Origin of the sequence: Maricaulis sp. W15, assembly GCF_001924955.1 — a bacterium.
Lineage (GTDB): Bacteria > Pseudomonadota > Alphaproteobacteria > Caulobacterales > Maricaulaceae > Maricaulis > Maricaulis maris.
Genome location: NZ_LQXG01000019.1, coordinates 68526 through 85640 on the forward strand (window position 1 = coordinate 68526; position 17115 = coordinate 85640).

General features: G+C 63.8%; 18 protein-coding genes and 2 tRNA genes. 4 read left to right on the plus strand and 16 right to left on the minus strand.

Annotated elements, in window-relative coordinates; all coding sequences use genetic code 11:
* Positions 1-37 precede the first annotated feature (37 nt).
* Together AWH62_RS13100 and recA are read right to left on the minus strand one after the other, a co-directional pair.
* Positions 38-367 carry a hypothetical protein gene (locus AWH62_RS13100; RefSeq protein ID WP_075190952.1) on the minus strand — a complete coding sequence of 110 codons (330 nt, stop codon included), beginning with the start codon at positions 365-367 and terminating at the stop codon, positions 38-40.
* Positions 368-444: 77 nt separating this feature from the next.
* Positions 445-1524 (minus strand): recombinase RecA, encoded by a 1080-nt coding sequence (recA, locus tag AWH62_RS13105; RefSeq protein ID WP_075190953.1) that lies wholly within the window; start codon positions 1522-1524, stop codon positions 445-447.
* Between the two features lie 172 nt (positions 1525-1696).
* Between recA and mltF the strand changes: the two genes are divergently transcribed.
* Entirely contained in the window at positions 1697-3097 is a 1401-nt protein-coding gene (gene mltF, locus AWH62_RS13110; protein ID WP_075190954.1) for a membrane-bound lytic murein transglycosylase MltF, read from the plus strand.
* Positions 3098-3198: 101 nt separating this feature from the next.
* Here mltF and AWH62_RS13115 read toward each other — a convergent pair whose 3' ends face one another.
* From AWH62_RS13115 to AWH62_RS13125, 3 genes are all read right to left on the minus strand, one after another.
* Positions 3199-3783: a DUF2497 domain-containing protein gene (locus AWH62_RS13115; protein WP_075190955.1), complete on the minus strand. Its 585-nt coding sequence runs from the start codon at positions 3781-3783 to the stop codon at positions 3199-3201.
* A 115-nt stretch (positions 3784-3898) separates the two neighbouring features.
* The gene (locus tag AWH62_RS13120; RefSeq protein ID WP_075190956.1) at positions 3899-5287 is read right to left on the minus strand and encodes a TolC family outer membrane protein; all 1389 of its coding nucleotides are present in this window, start codon (positions 5285-5287) and stop codon (positions 3899-3901) included.
* A 283-nt stretch (positions 5288-5570) separates the two neighbouring features.
* Positions 5571-6224, minus strand: coding sequence for a protein-L-isoaspartate O-methyltransferase (locus AWH62_RS13125; protein ID WP_075191145.1), 654 nt, complete (start codon positions 6222-6224; stop codon positions 5571-5573).
* Positions 6225-6435: 211 nt separating this feature from the next.
* Here AWH62_RS13125 and AWH62_RS13130 point away from each other — a divergent pair.
* Positions 6436-6509 (plus strand) — tRNA-Cys (locus AWH62_RS13130).
* A gap of 52 nt (positions 6510-6561) precedes the next feature.
* Here the strand turns inward: AWH62_RS13130 and AWH62_RS13135 are convergent.
* Positions 6562-6912 (minus strand): DUF962 domain-containing protein, encoded by a 351-nt coding sequence (locus tag AWH62_RS13135; protein WP_075190957.1) that lies wholly within the window; start codon positions 6910-6912, stop codon positions 6562-6564.
* A gap of 369 nt (positions 6913-7281) precedes the next feature.
* Here AWH62_RS13135 and AWH62_RS13140 point away from each other — a divergent pair.
* Positions 7282-7357, plus strand: a tRNA-Asn gene (locus AWH62_RS13140).
* Between the two features lie 73 nt (positions 7358-7430).
* Here AWH62_RS13140 and AWH62_RS13145 read toward each other — a convergent pair.
* The 5 genes from AWH62_RS13145 to AWH62_RS13165 form a co-directional block, all read right to left on the minus strand.
* Positions 7431-8144 carry a prephenate dehydrogenase gene (locus AWH62_RS13145; RefSeq protein WP_075190958.1) on the minus strand — a complete coding sequence of 238 codons (714 nt, stop codon included), beginning with the start codon at positions 8142-8144 and terminating at the stop codon, positions 7431-7433.
* Positions 8144-8527 (minus strand): hypothetical protein, encoded by a 384-nt coding sequence (locus tag AWH62_RS13150; RefSeq protein ID WP_143743055.1) that lies wholly within the window; start codon positions 8525-8527, stop codon positions 8144-8146. The genes AWH62_RS13145 and AWH62_RS13150 overlap by 1 nt, the downstream gene beginning before the upstream one ends.
* Positions 8528-8541: 14 nt before the next feature.
* Positions 8542-9243, minus strand: coding sequence for a hypothetical protein (locus AWH62_RS13155; RefSeq protein ID WP_075190960.1), 702 nt, complete (start codon positions 9241-9243; stop codon positions 8542-8544).
* Between the two features lie 76 nt (positions 9244-9319).
* The gene (locus tag AWH62_RS13160; protein WP_075190961.1) at positions 9320-11209 is read right to left on the minus strand and encodes an ABC transporter ATP-binding protein/permease; all 1890 of its coding nucleotides are present in this window, start codon (positions 11207-11209) and stop codon (positions 9320-9322) included.
* A 226-nt stretch (positions 11210-11435) separates the two neighbouring features.
* Positions 11436-12446, minus strand: coding sequence for a LysM peptidoglycan-binding domain-containing protein (locus tag AWH62_RS13165; RefSeq protein ID WP_075190962.1), 1011 nt, complete (start codon positions 12444-12446; stop codon positions 11436-11438).
* 135 nt (positions 12447-12581) lie between these two features.
* Here AWH62_RS13165 and AWH62_RS13170 point away from each other — a divergent pair, with 135 nt between their 5' ends.
* The gene (locus tag AWH62_RS13170; RefSeq protein ID WP_075191146.1) at positions 12582-13166 is read left to right on the plus strand and encodes a TIGR00730 family Rossman fold protein; all 585 of its coding nucleotides are present in this window, start codon (positions 12582-12584) and stop codon (positions 13164-13166) included.
* Here AWH62_RS13170 and AWH62_RS13175 read toward each other — a convergent pair whose 3' ends face one another.
* From AWH62_RS13175 to AWH62_RS13195, 5 genes are all read right to left on the minus strand, one after another.
* Positions 13167-13370, minus strand: coding sequence for a helix-turn-helix transcriptional regulator (locus AWH62_RS13175; RefSeq protein WP_075190963.1), 204 nt, complete (start codon positions 13368-13370; stop codon positions 13167-13169).
* Complete coding sequence (locus AWH62_RS13180) at positions 13367-13756, minus strand: hypothetical protein (protein WP_075190964.1); 390 nt, start codon at positions 13754-13756, stop codon at positions 13367-13369. The genes AWH62_RS13175 and AWH62_RS13180 overlap by 4 nt, the downstream gene beginning before the upstream one ends.
* Positions 13757-13765: 9 nt before the next feature.
* Positions 13766-14671 carry an alpha/beta fold hydrolase gene (locus tag AWH62_RS13185; protein ID WP_158025630.1) on the minus strand — a complete coding sequence of 302 codons (906 nt, stop codon included), beginning with the start codon at positions 14669-14671 and terminating at the stop codon, positions 13766-13768.
* A 303-nt stretch (positions 14672-14974) separates the two neighbouring features.
* On the minus strand, positions 14975-16312 hold the full coding sequence (gltX, locus tag AWH62_RS13190) for a glutamate--tRNA ligase (RefSeq protein WP_075190965.1): 1338 nt from the start codon (positions 16310-16312) through the stop codon (positions 14975-14977).
* A gap of 434 nt (positions 16313-16746) precedes the next feature.
* Positions 16747-17061 carry a hypothetical protein gene (locus AWH62_RS13195; RefSeq protein ID WP_075190966.1) on the minus strand — a complete coding sequence of 105 codons (315 nt, stop codon included), beginning with the start codon at positions 17059-17061 and terminating at the stop codon, positions 16747-16749.
* Between the last annotated feature and the right edge of the window lie 54 nt (positions 17062-17115).

Below are 17115 nucleotides of genomic sequence, written 5' to 3' on the forward strand. Positions count from 1 at the left end.
CGGACGGGCAAGCTGCCGTGTTCCCGCCCGACTCACCTCAACCCGGCAGAAACCGACCGAATTCGACCAACGTCACGACAAACAGCATCAAAACCATGGGCAGGACCAAGTACATCATCAGGATGCGGACCACGCCCCGCATGAGAAAGCGGATCCAGGTCTGGCTTGGGGGTTTGAGCGTGTTCAGCCAATAACCCGCCAGTACCAGCCAGCTGGTCATGGAAACCAGAGCCAGCATGGCGCCACCAAGCACCCCCAGAAACCCGAACACCATGTCCACCAGCAACAACGCCAGAGAGACAAGCGCCAGAAGAGCAATATTCTGGCGAAAAATTGAATTGCCGGACGTGTGCGGGTGTCGGTCCATGATCAAGACCCTACACCGCACACATCATCCAACAAGCCTGCGCTTGGACTGCCCGATATCGTAGCGCTCCGACCCCGCTACCCCGCTGCGGCGTCTTCCTCGGGCAGATCGGGACCAGTGAGCATCTCGTCAGCGATCAGGCCGGCATTGGCGCGCACCTTGGCTTCGATCTCACTGGCAATATCCGGATTGCCGAGCATGAATTGGCGGGCATTCTCACGCCCCTGACCAATCCGTTCGGAATTATAGGAATACCAGGAGCCGGACTTCTCGATCACATCGCCCTTGACGCCGAGATCGATGAGCTCGCCCATCTTGGAAATACCCTCACCGTAGAGAATGTCGAACTCGACTTCGCGGAAAGGCGGCGCGACCTTGTTCTTGACGACTTTGACCCGGGTCTGGTTGCCGATCACTTCGTCGCGATTCTTGATCGCGCCGATGCGCCGGATGTCGAGACGGACCGAGGAATAGAATTTCAGCGCATTGCCGCCGGTCGTCGTTTCCGGCGAGCCGAACATGACGCCGATCTTCATGCGGATCTGGTTGATGAAGATCACCAGGCATTTCGACTTCGAGATCGAGCCGGTCAACTTGCGCAGCGCCTGGCTCATCAAGCGGGCCTGAAGGCCGGGAAGGCTGTCGCCCATCTCACCTTCCAGCTCGGCCCGCGGCGTCAGAGCGGCCACGGAGTCGATGACCAGAATGTCGACGGCGCCGGACCGGACCAGCGTGTCGGCAATTTCCAATGCCTGTTCACCGGCATCGGGCTGTGACACCAGAAGCTCGCCGACATCGACACCCAGCTTGCCGGCATAGACCGGGTCGAGCGCATGTTCGGCATCAACGAAAGCGGCAACCCCGCCCGCTTTCTGGGCTTCCGCCACGGTATGCAGGGCGAGCGTCGTCTTGCCGGAACTCTCCGGACCGTAAATCTCGATGATCCGGCCCTTGGGCAGACCGCCAATGCCCAGCGCGATATCCAGGCCCAGCGAACCGGTCGAGATCGCCTCGATCTCCATGGCCGGTTTCTGGCCCAGCTTCATGACCGAACCCTTGCCGAAGGCCTTGTCGATCTGGCTCAGCGCCGCCTCGATCGCCTTTTCCTTGTCCATGTTCTTTTCGTTTTTCACGAGTCGAATCGCGCCCTTGCTCATAGCCTTCATCCCTTATTTCACGCCCCTCAGGTATGGGCAACCGAGCACCGATGTACCAAGTTTGTTCCGGGAACACAAGCGGAACATCTATGGTTAACAAAACGGAACAAATCCCGATCGACTGTCACAATGAGTATTTGAAATCCGGACACCGCCCCCCTAACTTGATCAGATGACGGATATCACTCGCCTTATCGGATCATTCTTCAAACCGCTCCGCGCGGCCGTCGTCCCGGTCGCCCTCCTGGCGCCGGTTTTGGCCAGCTGCAGCCAACCCTCTGAAACGCCGCCGGCCGAACCCGACACGCTGGCCGTGATTCGCGAACGCGGCGAACTGGTCGTGCTGACCCTGGCCGGCCCGACCAGCTATGAGGCCGGACCGGACGGGCCGACGGGCTATGAAGTGGATCTGGCCCGCGCCTTCGCCGACAGTCTCGGTGTCACGGCGCGTTTCGAAGTCGCCGACTCCATCCCCGACCTGCTCAACGCGCTGACTGCAGGCGCCGGGCATCTCGCCGCTGCCGGCCTGACCCAGACCACGGAACGATCAGCGCTCCTGGCCTTCGCGCCGGCGTATAAATCAGTGACCGAGCAACTGGTCTGCCGCCGTGACGGCCCGACACCGACCCGCCGCAACGCGCTGGCCGACACCGATATCCTGGTGCTTGAAGGGTCGAGTTACGAGGAGACATTGCGGACCCTGCAGGCCACACTGCCCGCGCTTCGCTGGCGGACCATGCCGGCCGGCTCCGCCATGCCGCTGCTGGACGCGGTCGAGCGCGGCGATGCCGACTGTACCGTCGCCGATTCCCACTTGACGGACTTCGCGCGGCGACGCCATCCCGAACTGGTCGTGGCGCAAAACCTGAGCAATGAGCAACCGCTCGCCTGGGCCTATGATGCGCGAGTGGACGGCCTCGCCCCTGCCCTCACCGCCTGGTTCGCCGAAGCCCATGACAACGGGCTTCTGGAAGCCCTCGACGAGACCTGGTTCGGTCAGTTCGGTGATTATGACTATGTCGACATCGCGCGCTTTGTCCGCCGGGTCGACAACCGCCTGCCGCGATACCGGCGCTGGTTCGAGGCGGCAGCCGAGGATCTGCCATTCGAATGGGACTTGCTGGCGGCTCAGGCCTATCAGGAATCGCATTGGGATCCGGAGGCGGTCAGCGCCACCGGGGTGCGCGGCCTGATGATGCTGACCCTGTCGACCGCGGAGCGTGTGGGTATTGAAGACCGCACCGATCCGCTTCAGAGCATTCGCGGCGGCGCGGCCTATCTGGATGACCTGTATGCCCGGGTGCCCGATGGCGTGGTCGGCGAGGACCGGCTGTGGTTCGCGCTCGCCGCCTACAATGTCGGCATGGGCCACATGTATGATGCCCGCCGGCTGGCGGAACGTCTCGGCCGCGACAAGAATAGCTGGGATGACCTCGCCGAGACCCTGCCCTTGCTCTCCGATCCGCAATATTACTCGACGCTGCGCTATGGCTATGCCCGCGGCCACGAGCCGGTGCGCTATGTCGCCAAGATCCGCGAATACCGGGCCATGCTGGCGGCCCAAGGCCTCTGATCGCGGCCGCTGGTTTCGATCCACAAGCAACCGCCAAGGTAAAGGGGCGCGACCAACCGGACGCGCCCCTTTTCCTGTGGCCTTGGATTGGTCGGTTCGGCCTAACGGCGGCGGCGCGCTACGCGATCGATCTCGGCCTGCACCTTTTCATCAACGATGGACGGCAGGTTGGCGTCGAGCCATTCCTTCAGCATCGGACGCAGCAGGGCCCGGACAACGCCTTCCAGCGTACGGCCTTCCTCGTCGGAAATGCGGATATTCTCGGCCAGCGTATGGAAGGACCCCATGGCGGCGGCGGCAGCCGGCTCGCTCATGATGCCGTCGGCGGTTTCGTCGGCGAGGGCGTCGAAATCGATTTCGGGCTCAGGCTCGGGCTCGGCCATCACCGGCTCGTCCTCAATCGCCTCCTCGCGATCAACGATCATCAGATCATCATCAACCGCCATCGGCTCGGTGCCTTCGTCGAGATCATCGACGCGCTCGGTAAGCTCCAGCACGTCCCCGGCACCTTCATCGGCGGCCGGCTCGTCGAACAGGGCATCGACATCATCCTGGCTCTTTGGAGCCTCGTCGGCGGCCTCGGCCTCGGCTTCCGCCGGTGCATCATCATCGTCTTCATTGATGATGCGGCGGATCGAGGAGAGGATTTCCTCCATCGACGGTTCGTTTTCAGCGGCATCGGCCATGAGCGCCCAAGTCCTTGTCTTCGGTCTGCGTCGTCGGTCAGCGTGTCAGCTTCCCGTATTACGCGAATAAACCGGGCCGGAACTCGCCTGTCCAGCCCGCGACTCTGCGAAAACCCTAGTCCCAGGGCGTTAAGTCAAGGTTAGGGAAACGCGATTCGCGCGAATCTCCTGCAGCCGCATCATAGATTTCCACGTCCAGACCGAGACTGGTCGCCGACGCCAGCCCCATTGCCTGCAACAAGCGATAGCCGGCGACGAAGCTGTCACGCTCGGCGGTCACGAAGGTCAGGCGTGATTCCAGCAATTCCTGTTCGGCATTGAGGACGTCCAGCGTGGTGCGGATGCCGACAAAGGCTTCCTGCTGCACGCCGTCGAGCGCAATCTCGTTGGCTCGCACGGCTTGGCGGCTCGATTCGATGACAGCCAGCGAGGCGACATAGGAATACCAGGCATTGGTCACCGCCTCGGTCACCTGGCGCCGGGCGTCACGGACCTGAAAGCGGGCCTGTTCTTCCTGGGCGACCGCCGCGCGCACGCGCGACCGGTTGAGGCCACCGGTAAACAGCGGCACCGAGACCTGGCCCATGATGGAGGCGCTGTCGCGGACATCGCCGGAAAAACTCGAATCACGCGCCGACGAGGCCGACGCGGTCAGCGAGACTTCCGGGCGCAGCGCGCCGCGGGCGATCCGGATCGCGTGCTGGGCGGCTTCTTCGCTATAACGGGCCGCCAACAATTGCGGGCTGTTGTCAAAGGCATACTCCGCCGCGTCGGCGAGATTGTCGGGCAAGGCCGGCAGCGCCGGCGGTTCGCTCAGCGAGGCCGCCGGCTGCCCGGTCACACGCTCATAGGCAGCGCGGCTGGCGGCCAGCTGGGCCTGGGCGGCGGAAAGCTGGGTCTGCGCCAGCGACAGGCGGGCCTCGGCTTGCGAGACGTCGGTACGGGTGATCTCGCCGACCTCGAAACGGTCACGCGCCGCGCGCAATTGCTGGGCCAGGACTTCGACATTGTTCTGGCGGATCTCGACGACATTGCTGTCCCGGCGCACATCCATGAAGGCGGTCACTGCGCTGACAAGCACGGTCTGCTCGGTGGCGCGCAGATTCTCCCGGCCGGCCATGACGACGGCGGTCGCCTGGTCGATGGCGCCATCAATCCGGCCGCCGCGATAAATCGGCTGGCTGGCCGACAGGCCGTAATTCTTCGGTGTCGAGTCGGAGTCGAAGCTGCTTGTGGTATTGTTGACTTGGGAAAAGCTTTCGCCTTCCGAGTGGTTGCGCGAAATCGAGGCGGACGCCGAGACGGTCGGCAAGCGCGCCGCCCGGGCCTGGACCCGACCCTCATCGGTGGCGCGAAGCCGCGCCCGTTCCGCCTGCAAGGTCGGGTTGGAGTTGTAAGCCAGCGCCAGCGTCTCTTCGAGAGTCTGCGCCTGGCTGGCACTGGCAAGCGCCAGCGCCGATGCACCGGCGGCCAATACGAGCGCCAAATTCTTCAATCGCGACATTACGAACCCCTCTTGCAGCGCCGAAACCGTGTCCGCCGCCTCGCCTCATACTAACGCGTCATCGCACCCGATCCAGTCTTACCGACCGGACACGGGCTATTTCTGCTCACGCGCATACCACGTCAGCATATAGGCACGCCATGATTAAAAGTGAACACTGTTCACTCTGATATTTCCGTAATAATCCGGCTGTCTGCCGCGCCAACCGGCAGCCGGGATACACGGCAATGTCGGTGTGAAACGGATGAGACCGCCGATTCCGTTCCCGCCAAGCCTGAAAAATTCAGAGAACGAAGCCGGCCTCGGCCTGAAAACCAGCCAATGGCGCGACGTTGGCGTCGAACACGACGCGCTCGCCGATACCCGCAGCCGAGCGCGTGAAGATGGTTGCCTTGCCGATCGGTCCACGGCGGATAACCGCCGCCAGCCGACCGCCCGGCGCCAATTGGTCGAGCCAGGCCTTTGGCACGGCATCGACGGCGCCATTGACGACGATCACGTCGAACGGGCCCTGTTTGGCAACACCGGCAGCGAGATCGCCCTCGATCACCACCGCATTGTCCGCGCCGACATCAGACAGCAGGCCGGAGGCGCGGGACAGGCTGTCCTCGTCGGATTCCAGCCCGACAACCGTGCCAGCCATGCGCGCCAGAACCGCCGTGGAATAACCGCGGGCACAGGCGATATCGAGAACCAGCTCATCCGGCTGGATATCGGCAGCATGGACCAGTTTGGCAAAGTCGCGCGGCCGCATCAGCGTGCGCGCCTCACCGACCGGAACCTGGCCGTCGGAATAGGCTGAGGCCCGGCGGGCGCGCGGCACGAAGATATGGCGGGGAATATCAAGGAAGGCGGCGATCAGACGCCGGTCGGTGACATCGGACGGACGGATCTGGCAATCGACCATCTGCTTGCGCGCCGTTTCGAATTCGCTCACGAGGCTCTCCCTGACCAGGCCCTGTTGGGATACGGTTCGGCGCTGATATATCCCGGCATCGCGCAGTGCCGCAAGCACGCCACTGCGCGCGCGTCGAATTGCCTCGCATCGTGCCATCGCAAGGCCGGACCCGGCCGACCTGCGGTAAAGCTGAGAAAGCCGGATTGCTCGCGCCGCGCGACAGCGCTATAGCTCCCGGCTCGCAAGGCGTGGCACCGTGGCGGAGTGGTGACGCAGCGGATTGCAAATCCGTGTACCCCGGTTCGATTCCGGGCGGTGCCTCCAACCCTTCAGCGAATTTCCCTTACCCGTAATCGGTTAGCCTGGCACCCGAATGTCAGCCTTCATTGGCCTGGCGGCCGGTCGGCACCCCGGCCTTGTCGAGCTCGGCGTCGAGCTTTCCGACCAGGAAGAAGCCATACATCCGATAGTCGGCGATCAGCGACCACAGCGGATAGGTGAAGGTGGCCGGCTTGTTGCGCTCGACAAAGGCATGGCTGACCCAGGCGAAGAAATAGCCGGACACCGGCACGGCCAGCAGCAGCCACCAGGTCTGCGAGACGAGCGCATAAATAAGAACCGCGATCGCCAGGGTCGAACCAACGAAGTGCCAGGTCCGCGTCCACGGCTTGGCGTGTTCACGCAGATAAAACGGCCAAAATGATTCGAATGTAGCGTGGTCGCGCATGGTCAACTCCGGTGATTCGCCCGCCGAATCAGTAACACGGCGGTTTGCCGCCCCAAAAACAGGCAAAAATCATGGTGAATGAAACCTGCGCAGTTATCCACGCATTTCCATGATTCCATTAGAATTTCGGCAAGGACGATAAACCAATTCCCTAATTCTCCCGATCCCGTTAACCCGGCTTTAAGGGTTCGGAGGCGAATTTGAGTGCGTCTTCCCGTGAAGACACCCCACCATCCACCCAATGCCTTTTCGGGAGCCTTTGCGGCTCCCGATTTTTTTTGCACACAGTTTGCGCTTCTTGCGCAGCAGAGTGCTTGCGCGGCGCGGCGAAGCTCTGATAAAAGCCGGGCCTCGCTTGAGAGACGGTATTCCTCGGTAGCTCAGTTGGTAGAGCAGGTGACTGTTAATCACCGGGTCGGCGGTTCGAGCCCGTCCCGAGGAGCCACTCTCAAGAGACATCCCTGACGAAGGGGTCGAACAGCCCGCCGCAAGGCGGGTTTTTTCGTGTCTGCACGCCCCTACTCCAGCCGCGCGTCCAGCGCCCGGGCCGCCTCGAAAAACCTGTCCCGCAACTCACCCGCATAGGGATTGTGGCGCTCGATGGCGCGGAAGAGCTCGTCGCTGTCACCGGCGACCAGATCCGCTGCCTGTTTCAACAAGTCATAGCTGCGCGTCGTATAGGGCGCTGCCGGCAGGTCGAGATCGGTGATGACCTTCGACACCAGATGGGTCAGCGCCTGGACGCTGGCCATGGTGCGGTCATGGGTATCAGCGTCGGAGATATGAACATCCAGGCGCAGATCATCGCGCAGAAACCCGGCGACGCAGGCCGGATCAACGCCCGGCTCCGGACACAGCACGATGGACTGCCCGCCCAGCCCGTCAGCCGCACTTTGCGGCCCGAACAGGGGATGCGTGCCGAGAATGCGTGTCCCGGCCGGCAAATGCGCACGCATCGCGGCCATCGGCTTGAGCTTGACCGACGCGACGTCAAGCACCAGCGCTCCAGGCGACAAGAACGGAGCAACCTGTTGGCAGACTTCGGCGATCAATTGAACCGGCACCGCGAGAATGACGACGGGTCGCGATGCCGCCTCGGCGAGCGGCACACAGGCCACACCATCCATCGCGGCAACCGCCGGATCATGGGCGACAAGATCGAGATGCGGCGAAAGATGGGTCGCGGCAAGTTGGCCGAAAGCGCCCAGACCGATAAGACCGACCTGCGCCATCAGTAACGCGGCTCGGGATGGGTGCGGATAACGACCGGTTCGAGATAGGCGAAATCACCGCTACGGGGGGCGACGCGATAGTCCACGGTCGCGGATGTCTCGCCGCGATGATCGGTGCAATGCACAGAGATCGAATAGACGTCATCCTGCCAGGCCTCATCGAACACCAGCGGCGCGGCGCAATCATCGACCATGGAAATCGCGCTGGCGAGGGCTGCGGCAGAGCTCCCCTGACGCAGGACGGCGCGCATGTCCGGCAGGATCGGGTAACCCTCCGCATCAACGCCCGGATCCGCCAACGCCTCACCCGGCATGCCGGGCTGGGCCATCGCGGACGCGGCCAACACCACACCTGACGCCAATGCCACCAAAACCGTCTTCATGCCGGACTCCCTGACTATGCCCCGGGCAGTTGAGCCTGTTTCAGCCGCTCGCGATAGTCGGCGATCCGCCTGTCGATGCGGGGTACACCGCGCCAGACCCGATACAGCATGTAGATTGCCGAGCCGCTGACGATCCCGGCGGCAAAGCGGTAGATCACCACCAGCCAGGAAATGACGGCATTGTCCGGATTATTGCTGACCGGGGTCAGCCCCAGACGGAAGACCTCGGGGATGTCCGCGAATGCGCCGCGAAAGACCTGGTCGGCGAGGAAGATGACGACATCGCCGACCGCAGCGACCGGCTCGCCCTCGCCAATCACGATCGGCGCCGCGTAATCCGGCAATAACCAGTCATGTTGCCAAACCGCCATGAAAACGACGGCGCCAGGCAGGATCATCCCCAGCACCAGCAAAAGACCGAGCGCCCGCCAGACGCCGTGAACGACCTCATCGCGCCGCGCCTCGAACCAGTCAATCCGGCGCTGGATGCTGGCCGGCTTTTTCGGCACCGGGCCCGGCAGGCGCAGATCACTGTCCAACTCGGCGGCGCTGACGCTGCGCAACAGGTTGAGCTGTCGCCGTGCAAACCAGAGACTGGCCCCGAAGACCAGCGCCAACGCGATCCACGCATAAATGCGTTGCGCCCCGATTGAGGTCACGACCGTCCCGAAGCCGCTGGCCCGGAAAGCCTGCCACCCCTCCACAATCACATCCATGAGACGCCCCCGCGCTGCTGCCGCCAGACTAGGCGGGCGGTGCGCAAAGACAATGCCTGATCGGGCGCAATCGGGCCTATTCAGCGATATCCGCGACCAGGGGCGTCGCCGCCGACACCGCCTCGCTCTGGCGCCGCCACATATCGGCATAGAGGCCGCCGCGGGCGAGCAGTTCGTCATGCGTGCCGGATTCGGCCACGCGTCCGGCATCGAGCACGAAAATCCGGTCGGCACCGGCAATGGTTGAGAGGCGGTGGGCGACGGCGATCGTGGTGCGGCCTTCGGCGGCGTCGGCCAGAGCCGCCTGGACCTCGCCCTCGGTCTGGCTGTCGAGCGCCGAGGTGGCTTCGTCGAGAATCAGCACGGCCGGATCCTTGAGGATGGCACGCGCGACGCCGACGCGCTGTTTCTCGCCGCCGGACAGTTTCAACCCGCGTTCGCCGACCCGCGTCTCCAGCCCGTCCGGCAGGCCGCGCACGAAATCAGCCAGGTGGGCGCGTTCGAGCACCGCCATGATCTCGGCCTCGCTGGCCTCCGGCTTGCCGTAGATCACATTGGCGCGCAGCGTATCGTTGAACAGGACGACGTCCTGCGGCACCAGGCCGAGCGCATCACGCAGGCTGGCCTGCGCGATGCCGCGCAGGTCCTGCCCATCGATCAGCACCCGCCCCTGTTCGGGATCGTAAAAGCGGAAAAGCAACCGCAGCACGGTCGACTTGCCAGCCCCGGACGGACCGCAAATGCCGACGAAACTGCCGGCCGGGATATCCATCGATACGCCGCCCAGCGAGCGCGAGCGGCCATCGTGGGTGAAGCCGACATCCTCGAACCTCACCGCCCCGCCGGACAGGACCAGCGGCTGCGCATCAGCGCTGTCGGCGACATCGGGCTTGAGGGCCAGCGTCTCATAGACCCGCTCCATATCGACCGCGCCCTGCTTGATCTCGCGATAGGCCCAGCCAAGAATGTTGAGCGGTTGATAGATATTCATCAGGACCAGCGTCACTGCTGCCACGTCACCCGCCATGAGCACGCCGTTATAGGCTTTCCAGCCAGCCGTCAGCGCCATCGCCAGAAGGCCGGCATTCATCACCAGCGCCTGCAGCCCGTTGAGCAAGGCGAGCGAGGATTGCGACTTGGCCGCCGCCCCGGCATAGCGGGTCATCGCGTCATTATAGGCGTCACTTTCGCGTTCCTCGGCGGCGAAAGCCTTCACCGTCTCGAAATTGATCAACCCGTCCACGGCGCGGGCCGAGGCTTCATTGTCAGCATCATTCATCTGCCGACGAATGCCGACACGCCACTCGGTCAGCGACCAGGTGAGCCCCATATAGACGGCGATAGTGATCACCGCGATCACGGCGAATTCCCAGCCGTATTTGACACTCAGAGCGATGGCGGCGAGCGTCAGCTCGAACAGGGTCGGGGCGATGTTGAAGATCAGGAAGCGCATCAGGAAATCGACCGCGCGGGCGCCGCGTTCGATGATGCGCTGCAGGGCGCCGGTGCGCTTGGTCTGATGATAACCGATCGACAAGCGCTGGACATGGGCGAAGGCGCGCACGGCGGTCAGGCGCTGGGCGTCCTGGCTGACCGGGGCAAACATCGCGTCGCGCAGCTGCGGCGCCCCGACCGACAGGAAGCGCGCCACGGCATAGGCGATGAAGGCCAGTGAGAAGGTTGTGAGCAAGCCCGGCCACAGCGTGCTGCCCTGCCCGCCGCCCGAAGCCGGCGCCCCGCCGGTCGCGTCGACGATGAGGTTGATCCCGTCGCCGAACAGGATCGGAGCCGCCACCGAGAACAGTTTGGCGATGATGGTGAGGACCAGTGCCACCCCCATGCGAAACCGCCATTTGGCCATGTCCGGCGAAGCCAACAGCGCGAACAGGCGCCACATGGTGATTCCCAAAGCGCCTTTCGGCGCCTGTTTGGCGTCTTCCGCATTGTCGGGAGTTGTCGGTCTCATTGCGGGCAGAGATAGGGCGTTGGAGGGGCAAGCGCCAGTGGGGAGGACTGAGACAGGCAATCAGACGCCATCGCCGCCCATCAACACGTCACGCAACACGTCATCCGACGCAGATCACGCAGCGAGCATCCGCAGGATAGCGGTGGCATGTACTGGAAACGGCGCCACTCGAAAACCCGCTCGGTCGCGCAGAGAGCCCCATACAACTCTTGCCGGGAGTCCGCCCCTACCCGTCTTCCGTCGGCGCCTCGAGCACCTGGCCGGGATAGATCAGGTCCGGATCACGGATCTGTTCGCGATTGGCCTCGTAGATCACGGTATACTGGACGCCTTCGCCATAGAGACGCCGCGCCAGTCGCCACAGCGAATTGCCGGGCTGCACGACGACCGAATTGGGACCCATGTTGAGGTCTTCGGCGGCAACGCGTTCAAACGGCAGCACGATGACGGCGCTGACATGACCATCCTCGTCGACCTGGTCGATCTGGAGATCGTAGATGCCGGGCGCCAACAAGGCGCCGGCCTGCAAGGTCCAGCGGCCATCGCGGCCGACCGTGGTCTGGCCGACCTGGGCGCCATTGGCATAGATGCGCACCGTCGTGCCGGCTTCGGCACGGCCGGAAAAGATCACGGCGCCGGTCTCGTCATAATCGACGGTTTCCAGAACCAGGGGACCCATTTCACCGGTCGAGCAGGACGGGCATTGCCAGACACGACTGGCCTCGCCGGGGCGTCCGACGACGACCAACGGGGTCGGGCCGCGCTGTTCGGGTATGGAAACGACAACGACCTGTTCCGAGCGCAGCTGGCGTCCATCGCTGGCGGTCATCAGCAAGGACAGCTCGACCGCGCCCGAGGGCAGCGGGTCGTTGAGAATGATGACCCACTCGCCGCGCTCATTGATGGTCATCGCGTCGGTGCGGGACCCGGCATCTTCGAACTCAATGGCGATGTCGTTGGCCAGAAGCTGGATCGAGGCGCCCGGCTCACCGCGACCGGCGATCACCGCGGTCCCGGCCGGGGCGACGCGGACGATGTCGAAAACCGGGGCAGCCAGCATGGCAGCACTCGGATCGGGCTGTGTCGTCGTGCCAGCGGGAGACACCGGATTGCCGACGGTCGGCGCAGGCGCCCCGTCATCCTGGACAGCCGGACGATACATGATGAAAGCCAGCGCGGCGGCAATCGCCAGCGCGGCAAGGGCTGCAGCGATGATAAACGACCGCGTGGCGGTCATGGCGGCTCTCCCGTCGTCAATTGGGCTGGACACGAATATGTGCTCCGGCATACCGGAACTGGATGCAAACCTCGCGCCGTCAGCCTTCGGCGAATAGCATCCCGATCCGATAAAGCAAATATGAGTGATGTCACGATGGCGAAACTAAGGTCGATTGGTGTCTTCTGCGGATCACGTATGGGTGAACGCGAAACCTATGCAAACGCCGCCGAGGCCGTCGGCCGTGCGATCGCCCGGGCCGACTGCCGGCTGGTCTATGGCGGCGGTGATGTCGGGCTGATGGGCATTGCCGCTTCGACCGCGGCCGCTGAAGGCGGGTCGGTCTATGGCATCATCCCCGGCTTCCTGATTGCCCGCGAAGGCCATCTTGACGGTGTCGATATCAAGATTGTCGAGACGATGAGCGAGCGCAAAAGCCAACTCATTGCCGAAAGCGACGCCTATATCATCCTGCCCGGCGGCACCGGCACGCTGGAGGAAGTGTTCGACGTCATCTCGCGGCAACAGCTCGGCCTGCACGACAAGCCGATCGTCTTTCTCAACACGGAAGGCTTCTGGTCGCCCTTCATCGAGCTGATCGCCCATACGGTGCGCGAGGGCTTCACGCCGCAATCCCTCGCCGACCATGTTGACCTGATCGATGATGCCAAGGTCGCGATCGCGCGCATCATCGCCCAGCTCGACGCGAAGGACGCGACGACGGCCGGCAAGGCGGACTGATCAGTCCGCCTCCCCGTTCGGGTCAAACACCGCTTCGATCGTGAGATCAAAGGCACCGGCCAGCGCGAAGGCCAGTGTCAGTGACGGGTCATGCTTGCCGGTCTCGACGGCATTGATGGCCTGCCGCGACACCCCGACCCGTTCACCCAGCTCGGCCTGGCTCCAGCGCCGCTCGGCGCGCAGGACGCGGAGACGGTTCCTCACCGGTACACCACGTATTTCTGGAAACAACCTGCCAGGCCCCACAGCCCGATCATCACCGGAAAGACCCAGATCAACGGAATGGTCGGCAGGTCCAGCGCGCCCTCCAGAAACCCGTAGGCGAAACTGGCAAAGCCGGTCAGCAAGGCGGCAATGATCATCGCTTCGGCCAGCATGCGTTGCTTGAATTCATCAAGCGAGCGGTAAAACACCATCACCACCCACAGGGCCGCCAGTCCGGGCAGGACCGGCAAGAGTGCGACCGCGCCGCGCAGGACCGGTACCATTTCGACGCTTTGCAGCAGATGGACCGAGCCGAACAGGGCGGCCATGTAGAGCACCATCGTGGCGCTGAACCGCACCGTGTATTGCCGTGCATTCTTGTTCATCACCGCCTCCTATCGTGTTGTGACAAGGACATCTGCCAGCACCGCCTGGAAGGCGTCCGGCTGGTCCAGCATGATGAAGTGCCGCGACCCGTCGATCCGGCGCAGCTCATGATCGGCGAGCGCACCATATTGATCCGCATACAGGGATTCGAGCTCGGCAGGGCTGACCGGCATGCCCTCGCTGGTCGCAAAGAGGATGGTGACCGGTGCTGAAACCCGCGGCAGGACAGGACTGAAATCCGTCCCCATCACCTCGCCCATCGCCGCTGCGACGACGGACTGGTCGGCCTGCTCCATCCAACCCATCACCTGCGCCTGACCGTCAGCCGTGATCGACTGGACCGCCAGCCCCTGCCGCGACATGGCGAGAAACTGCTCGCGCGGCGCCGCCGCCATCTGGCCCGACATGCCAGCGGCATAGGCGGCGGCCTGGTCGGTTGTGATCGCCGGGTTGAACAGGCGGGCAAAGAAGGGCGCGCTGTCGACAACGATGACCGCATCGACCCGGTCCGGCAGTTCAGCCGCGACCTGCAGGGCGATCTGGGCGCCCATTGAGTGGCCGATCAGAACGGCGCCCTCCCCCCCCTCGCTTTCAAGCCAGGTGGTCAGGTCAGCGATGGCGCCGCCGACCACCCCCGCCTCGCCGCGCGGCACGGCGGGGACGTCGCCGAATCCGGCCAGGGTCACGACATGGGCATCCACATCATCGCCCAGCGCCGCGACCGTATCGGCCCAGACCTCACCCGGCGTCGCCAGGCCCGGGACCAGAATGACATCCCGGCCGGCCGGTGAACCAAACCGCTCAATCTGCACCGATCCGGACATGACCCCGTCCGGTCCCTGGCCGTCGGCCTGCCCGGCGGTTGCGCCAACTACAATCGCGACAGCAATGGCAATCCATCCGCCGATACTCATCTTCCCGCTACCACAAGGCTTCATTGCTTGCTCCATCAGCTCTACATGACTTAGTGTCATGCATACCTGACACTCAAGAGCGCGAGTGTCAAGTGATCCTGACAAATTGAAATACAAACATGTCAGATTGTCAGGAGCGCGTGCGGCGGCACGCTCTCATTCTGGTTGTCATCCCTGATGAACGCCCGGCGAAGGCCGGGCGAAAGTCAGGGACCGATATGTGGCAGATAGTCAGGTCCCCGCCTTGCGTCCGGCCTGCGCCGGACATTCAGCGGGGATGACAAGCGTTGACCGAATCGGAACCTAAGCCGTCTCACCCGCCAGGCGCTTGAGCACTTTCTCGCGGCCGATCAGCGGCAGCAATACCGCCATTTCCGGACCACGCTCGGCACCGGTCAGCATCTGGCGCAGCGGCATGAAGAGCATCTTGCCCTTGCGGCCGGTGGCCTCCTTGAGCGCGTTCGTCCAGTCCGACCAGCTCTCACTGTCCAGCACACCAGCGGGCAGATGCTCAGCCGCGGCGGCGGCATAGTCTGCGTCTTCGATCACCGGGGTGACCGGACCGTCAATCAGCACGGCCCAGGCCTTGGCATCGGCGAGGGTTTCCAGATTGGGACGCACGGCTTCCCAGACGGCCTCACCCTTGTCGGCGCCCAGCGCTGCCAGCTTCGGCTGGGCCTCTGCATAGGGCATGGCGTGCAGCAGTTTGGCATTCACGCGCTTCAATTCTTCATCATCAAAGCGAGCCGGCGAGCGTGACAGCTTGCCGAGGTCAAAGCCTTCCAAAATGCCCTCAACATCGGCAAACGCCTCGACCGGATCCGAGGTGCCGATACGGGCCAGCAGCGACATGATCGCCATCGGCTCCAGCCCGTCGACATCGCGCAGATCGGCAATGCCCAGCGACCCCGTCCGCTTGGACAGCTTGCCGCCATCGGCGCCGACCAGCAGCGCCTGGTGACCGAAGATCGGGGCCTTGCCGCCGAGCGCCTCGAAAATCTCGATCTGGGCGCCGGAATTGGTGGTGTGATCCTCGCCGCGGATAATGTGGGTGATCTCCGACTCGATATCATCCAGCACGCTGGGCAATGTGTAGAGGAAGGAGCCGTCCTCACGGATCAGGATCGGGTCGGACAGGGAGGAGGTCTCGATCGCGACATGGCCGCGCACCATGTCATCCCATTCCACCGGATTGCCCGACAGCTTGAACCGCCAATGCGGCTTGCGCCCTTCAGCCTCGTAAGCCGCCTTCTCGGCGTCGGTCAGGTCCAGGGCGGCGCGGTCATAGACCGGCGGCCGGCCATTGGCCATTTGCAGGCGACGCTTGCGGTCGAGATCCTCGCCGGTCTCATAACAGGGATAGAGCAGCCCCTTGGCTTTCAACGTCTCGGCGGCAGCCTCATAGCGGTCAAACCGGTCGGACTGCTTGAAGGTCTCGTCCCAGGAAATGCCCAGCCAGGTCAGGTCGGCGCGAATGCCGTCCTCATAAGCCTGGGTGGAGCGCTCGACATCGGTATCGTCAATGCGCAGCACAAAAGTACCGCCGGCCTTGCGCGCGAACAGATAGTTGAAAATCGCGGTGCGGACATTGCCGACATGAAGCTTGCCGGTCGGGCTGGGCGCAAAACGGACTTTGGTCATCGACGTGGAGCCTCACTGAGATAGAGGCGCAGGGCTTAGCGCTGTCAGGGCAAAGGGGCAAGCGGGGGGTGCGGATGGGGCGTGGTGTGGGGGCGTCAGTCGATTACTCGCCTTCGCGCTTCATCTGCGCTTAACTCACGCCAGACGCGCAATCGGGGGAGACGGGCGTGGACGATCAGGCCAAACAGCAAAGCGACAAGGCCGCCGAGAAGGCCGCGCGCGAGGCTGCCTGATGGGCGCAATGGCGGGAACAGGATTTCAGCTGGGCCGGGCTGGCGGCGCTGGATGCGCGTGGGCAGCCGAAGCACCGCTGGATCGGCTGGTCGGTTTCACCGGGCAAGCGCTGCGTTGAAACGGCTGATGCGCCGAATGGCTCGCGTCCGGCGACGCTGCAGGATTATTTTCGCTGGGATCCGGAGACGTGCGAGCTGCGGTCAGACCAAGCGCTTCGCAATGCCGGCCTGCTTATCGAGGACACCGGCCAGGCCGAATTCCATATCCTGCACCTGCCCGAAACCCATGCCGACAGTACAGCAAGCTTCAAAGCCGATCTTGATGCGGCCGGGTGGGGAGTGCTGGAAGCAGAGGTCAGTCGTTGCCTCGCCCATAGCGGCGCCACAGACAAGGCGGTAGGCACATCTGGCTTCAAGGGCGCTGATCATCGCGCCCAATTCACGGGCGCCGTCCTTCGCCGCTTCCCGCGCCCGCCCGCCCCCGCAAAAGACGAACAGGCCCTGCCGCAGCTCCATCTCTGCGCCGATCTTTGTGCCTGGCTGCGCGACGTGGACGCGAGGCGCATCGAC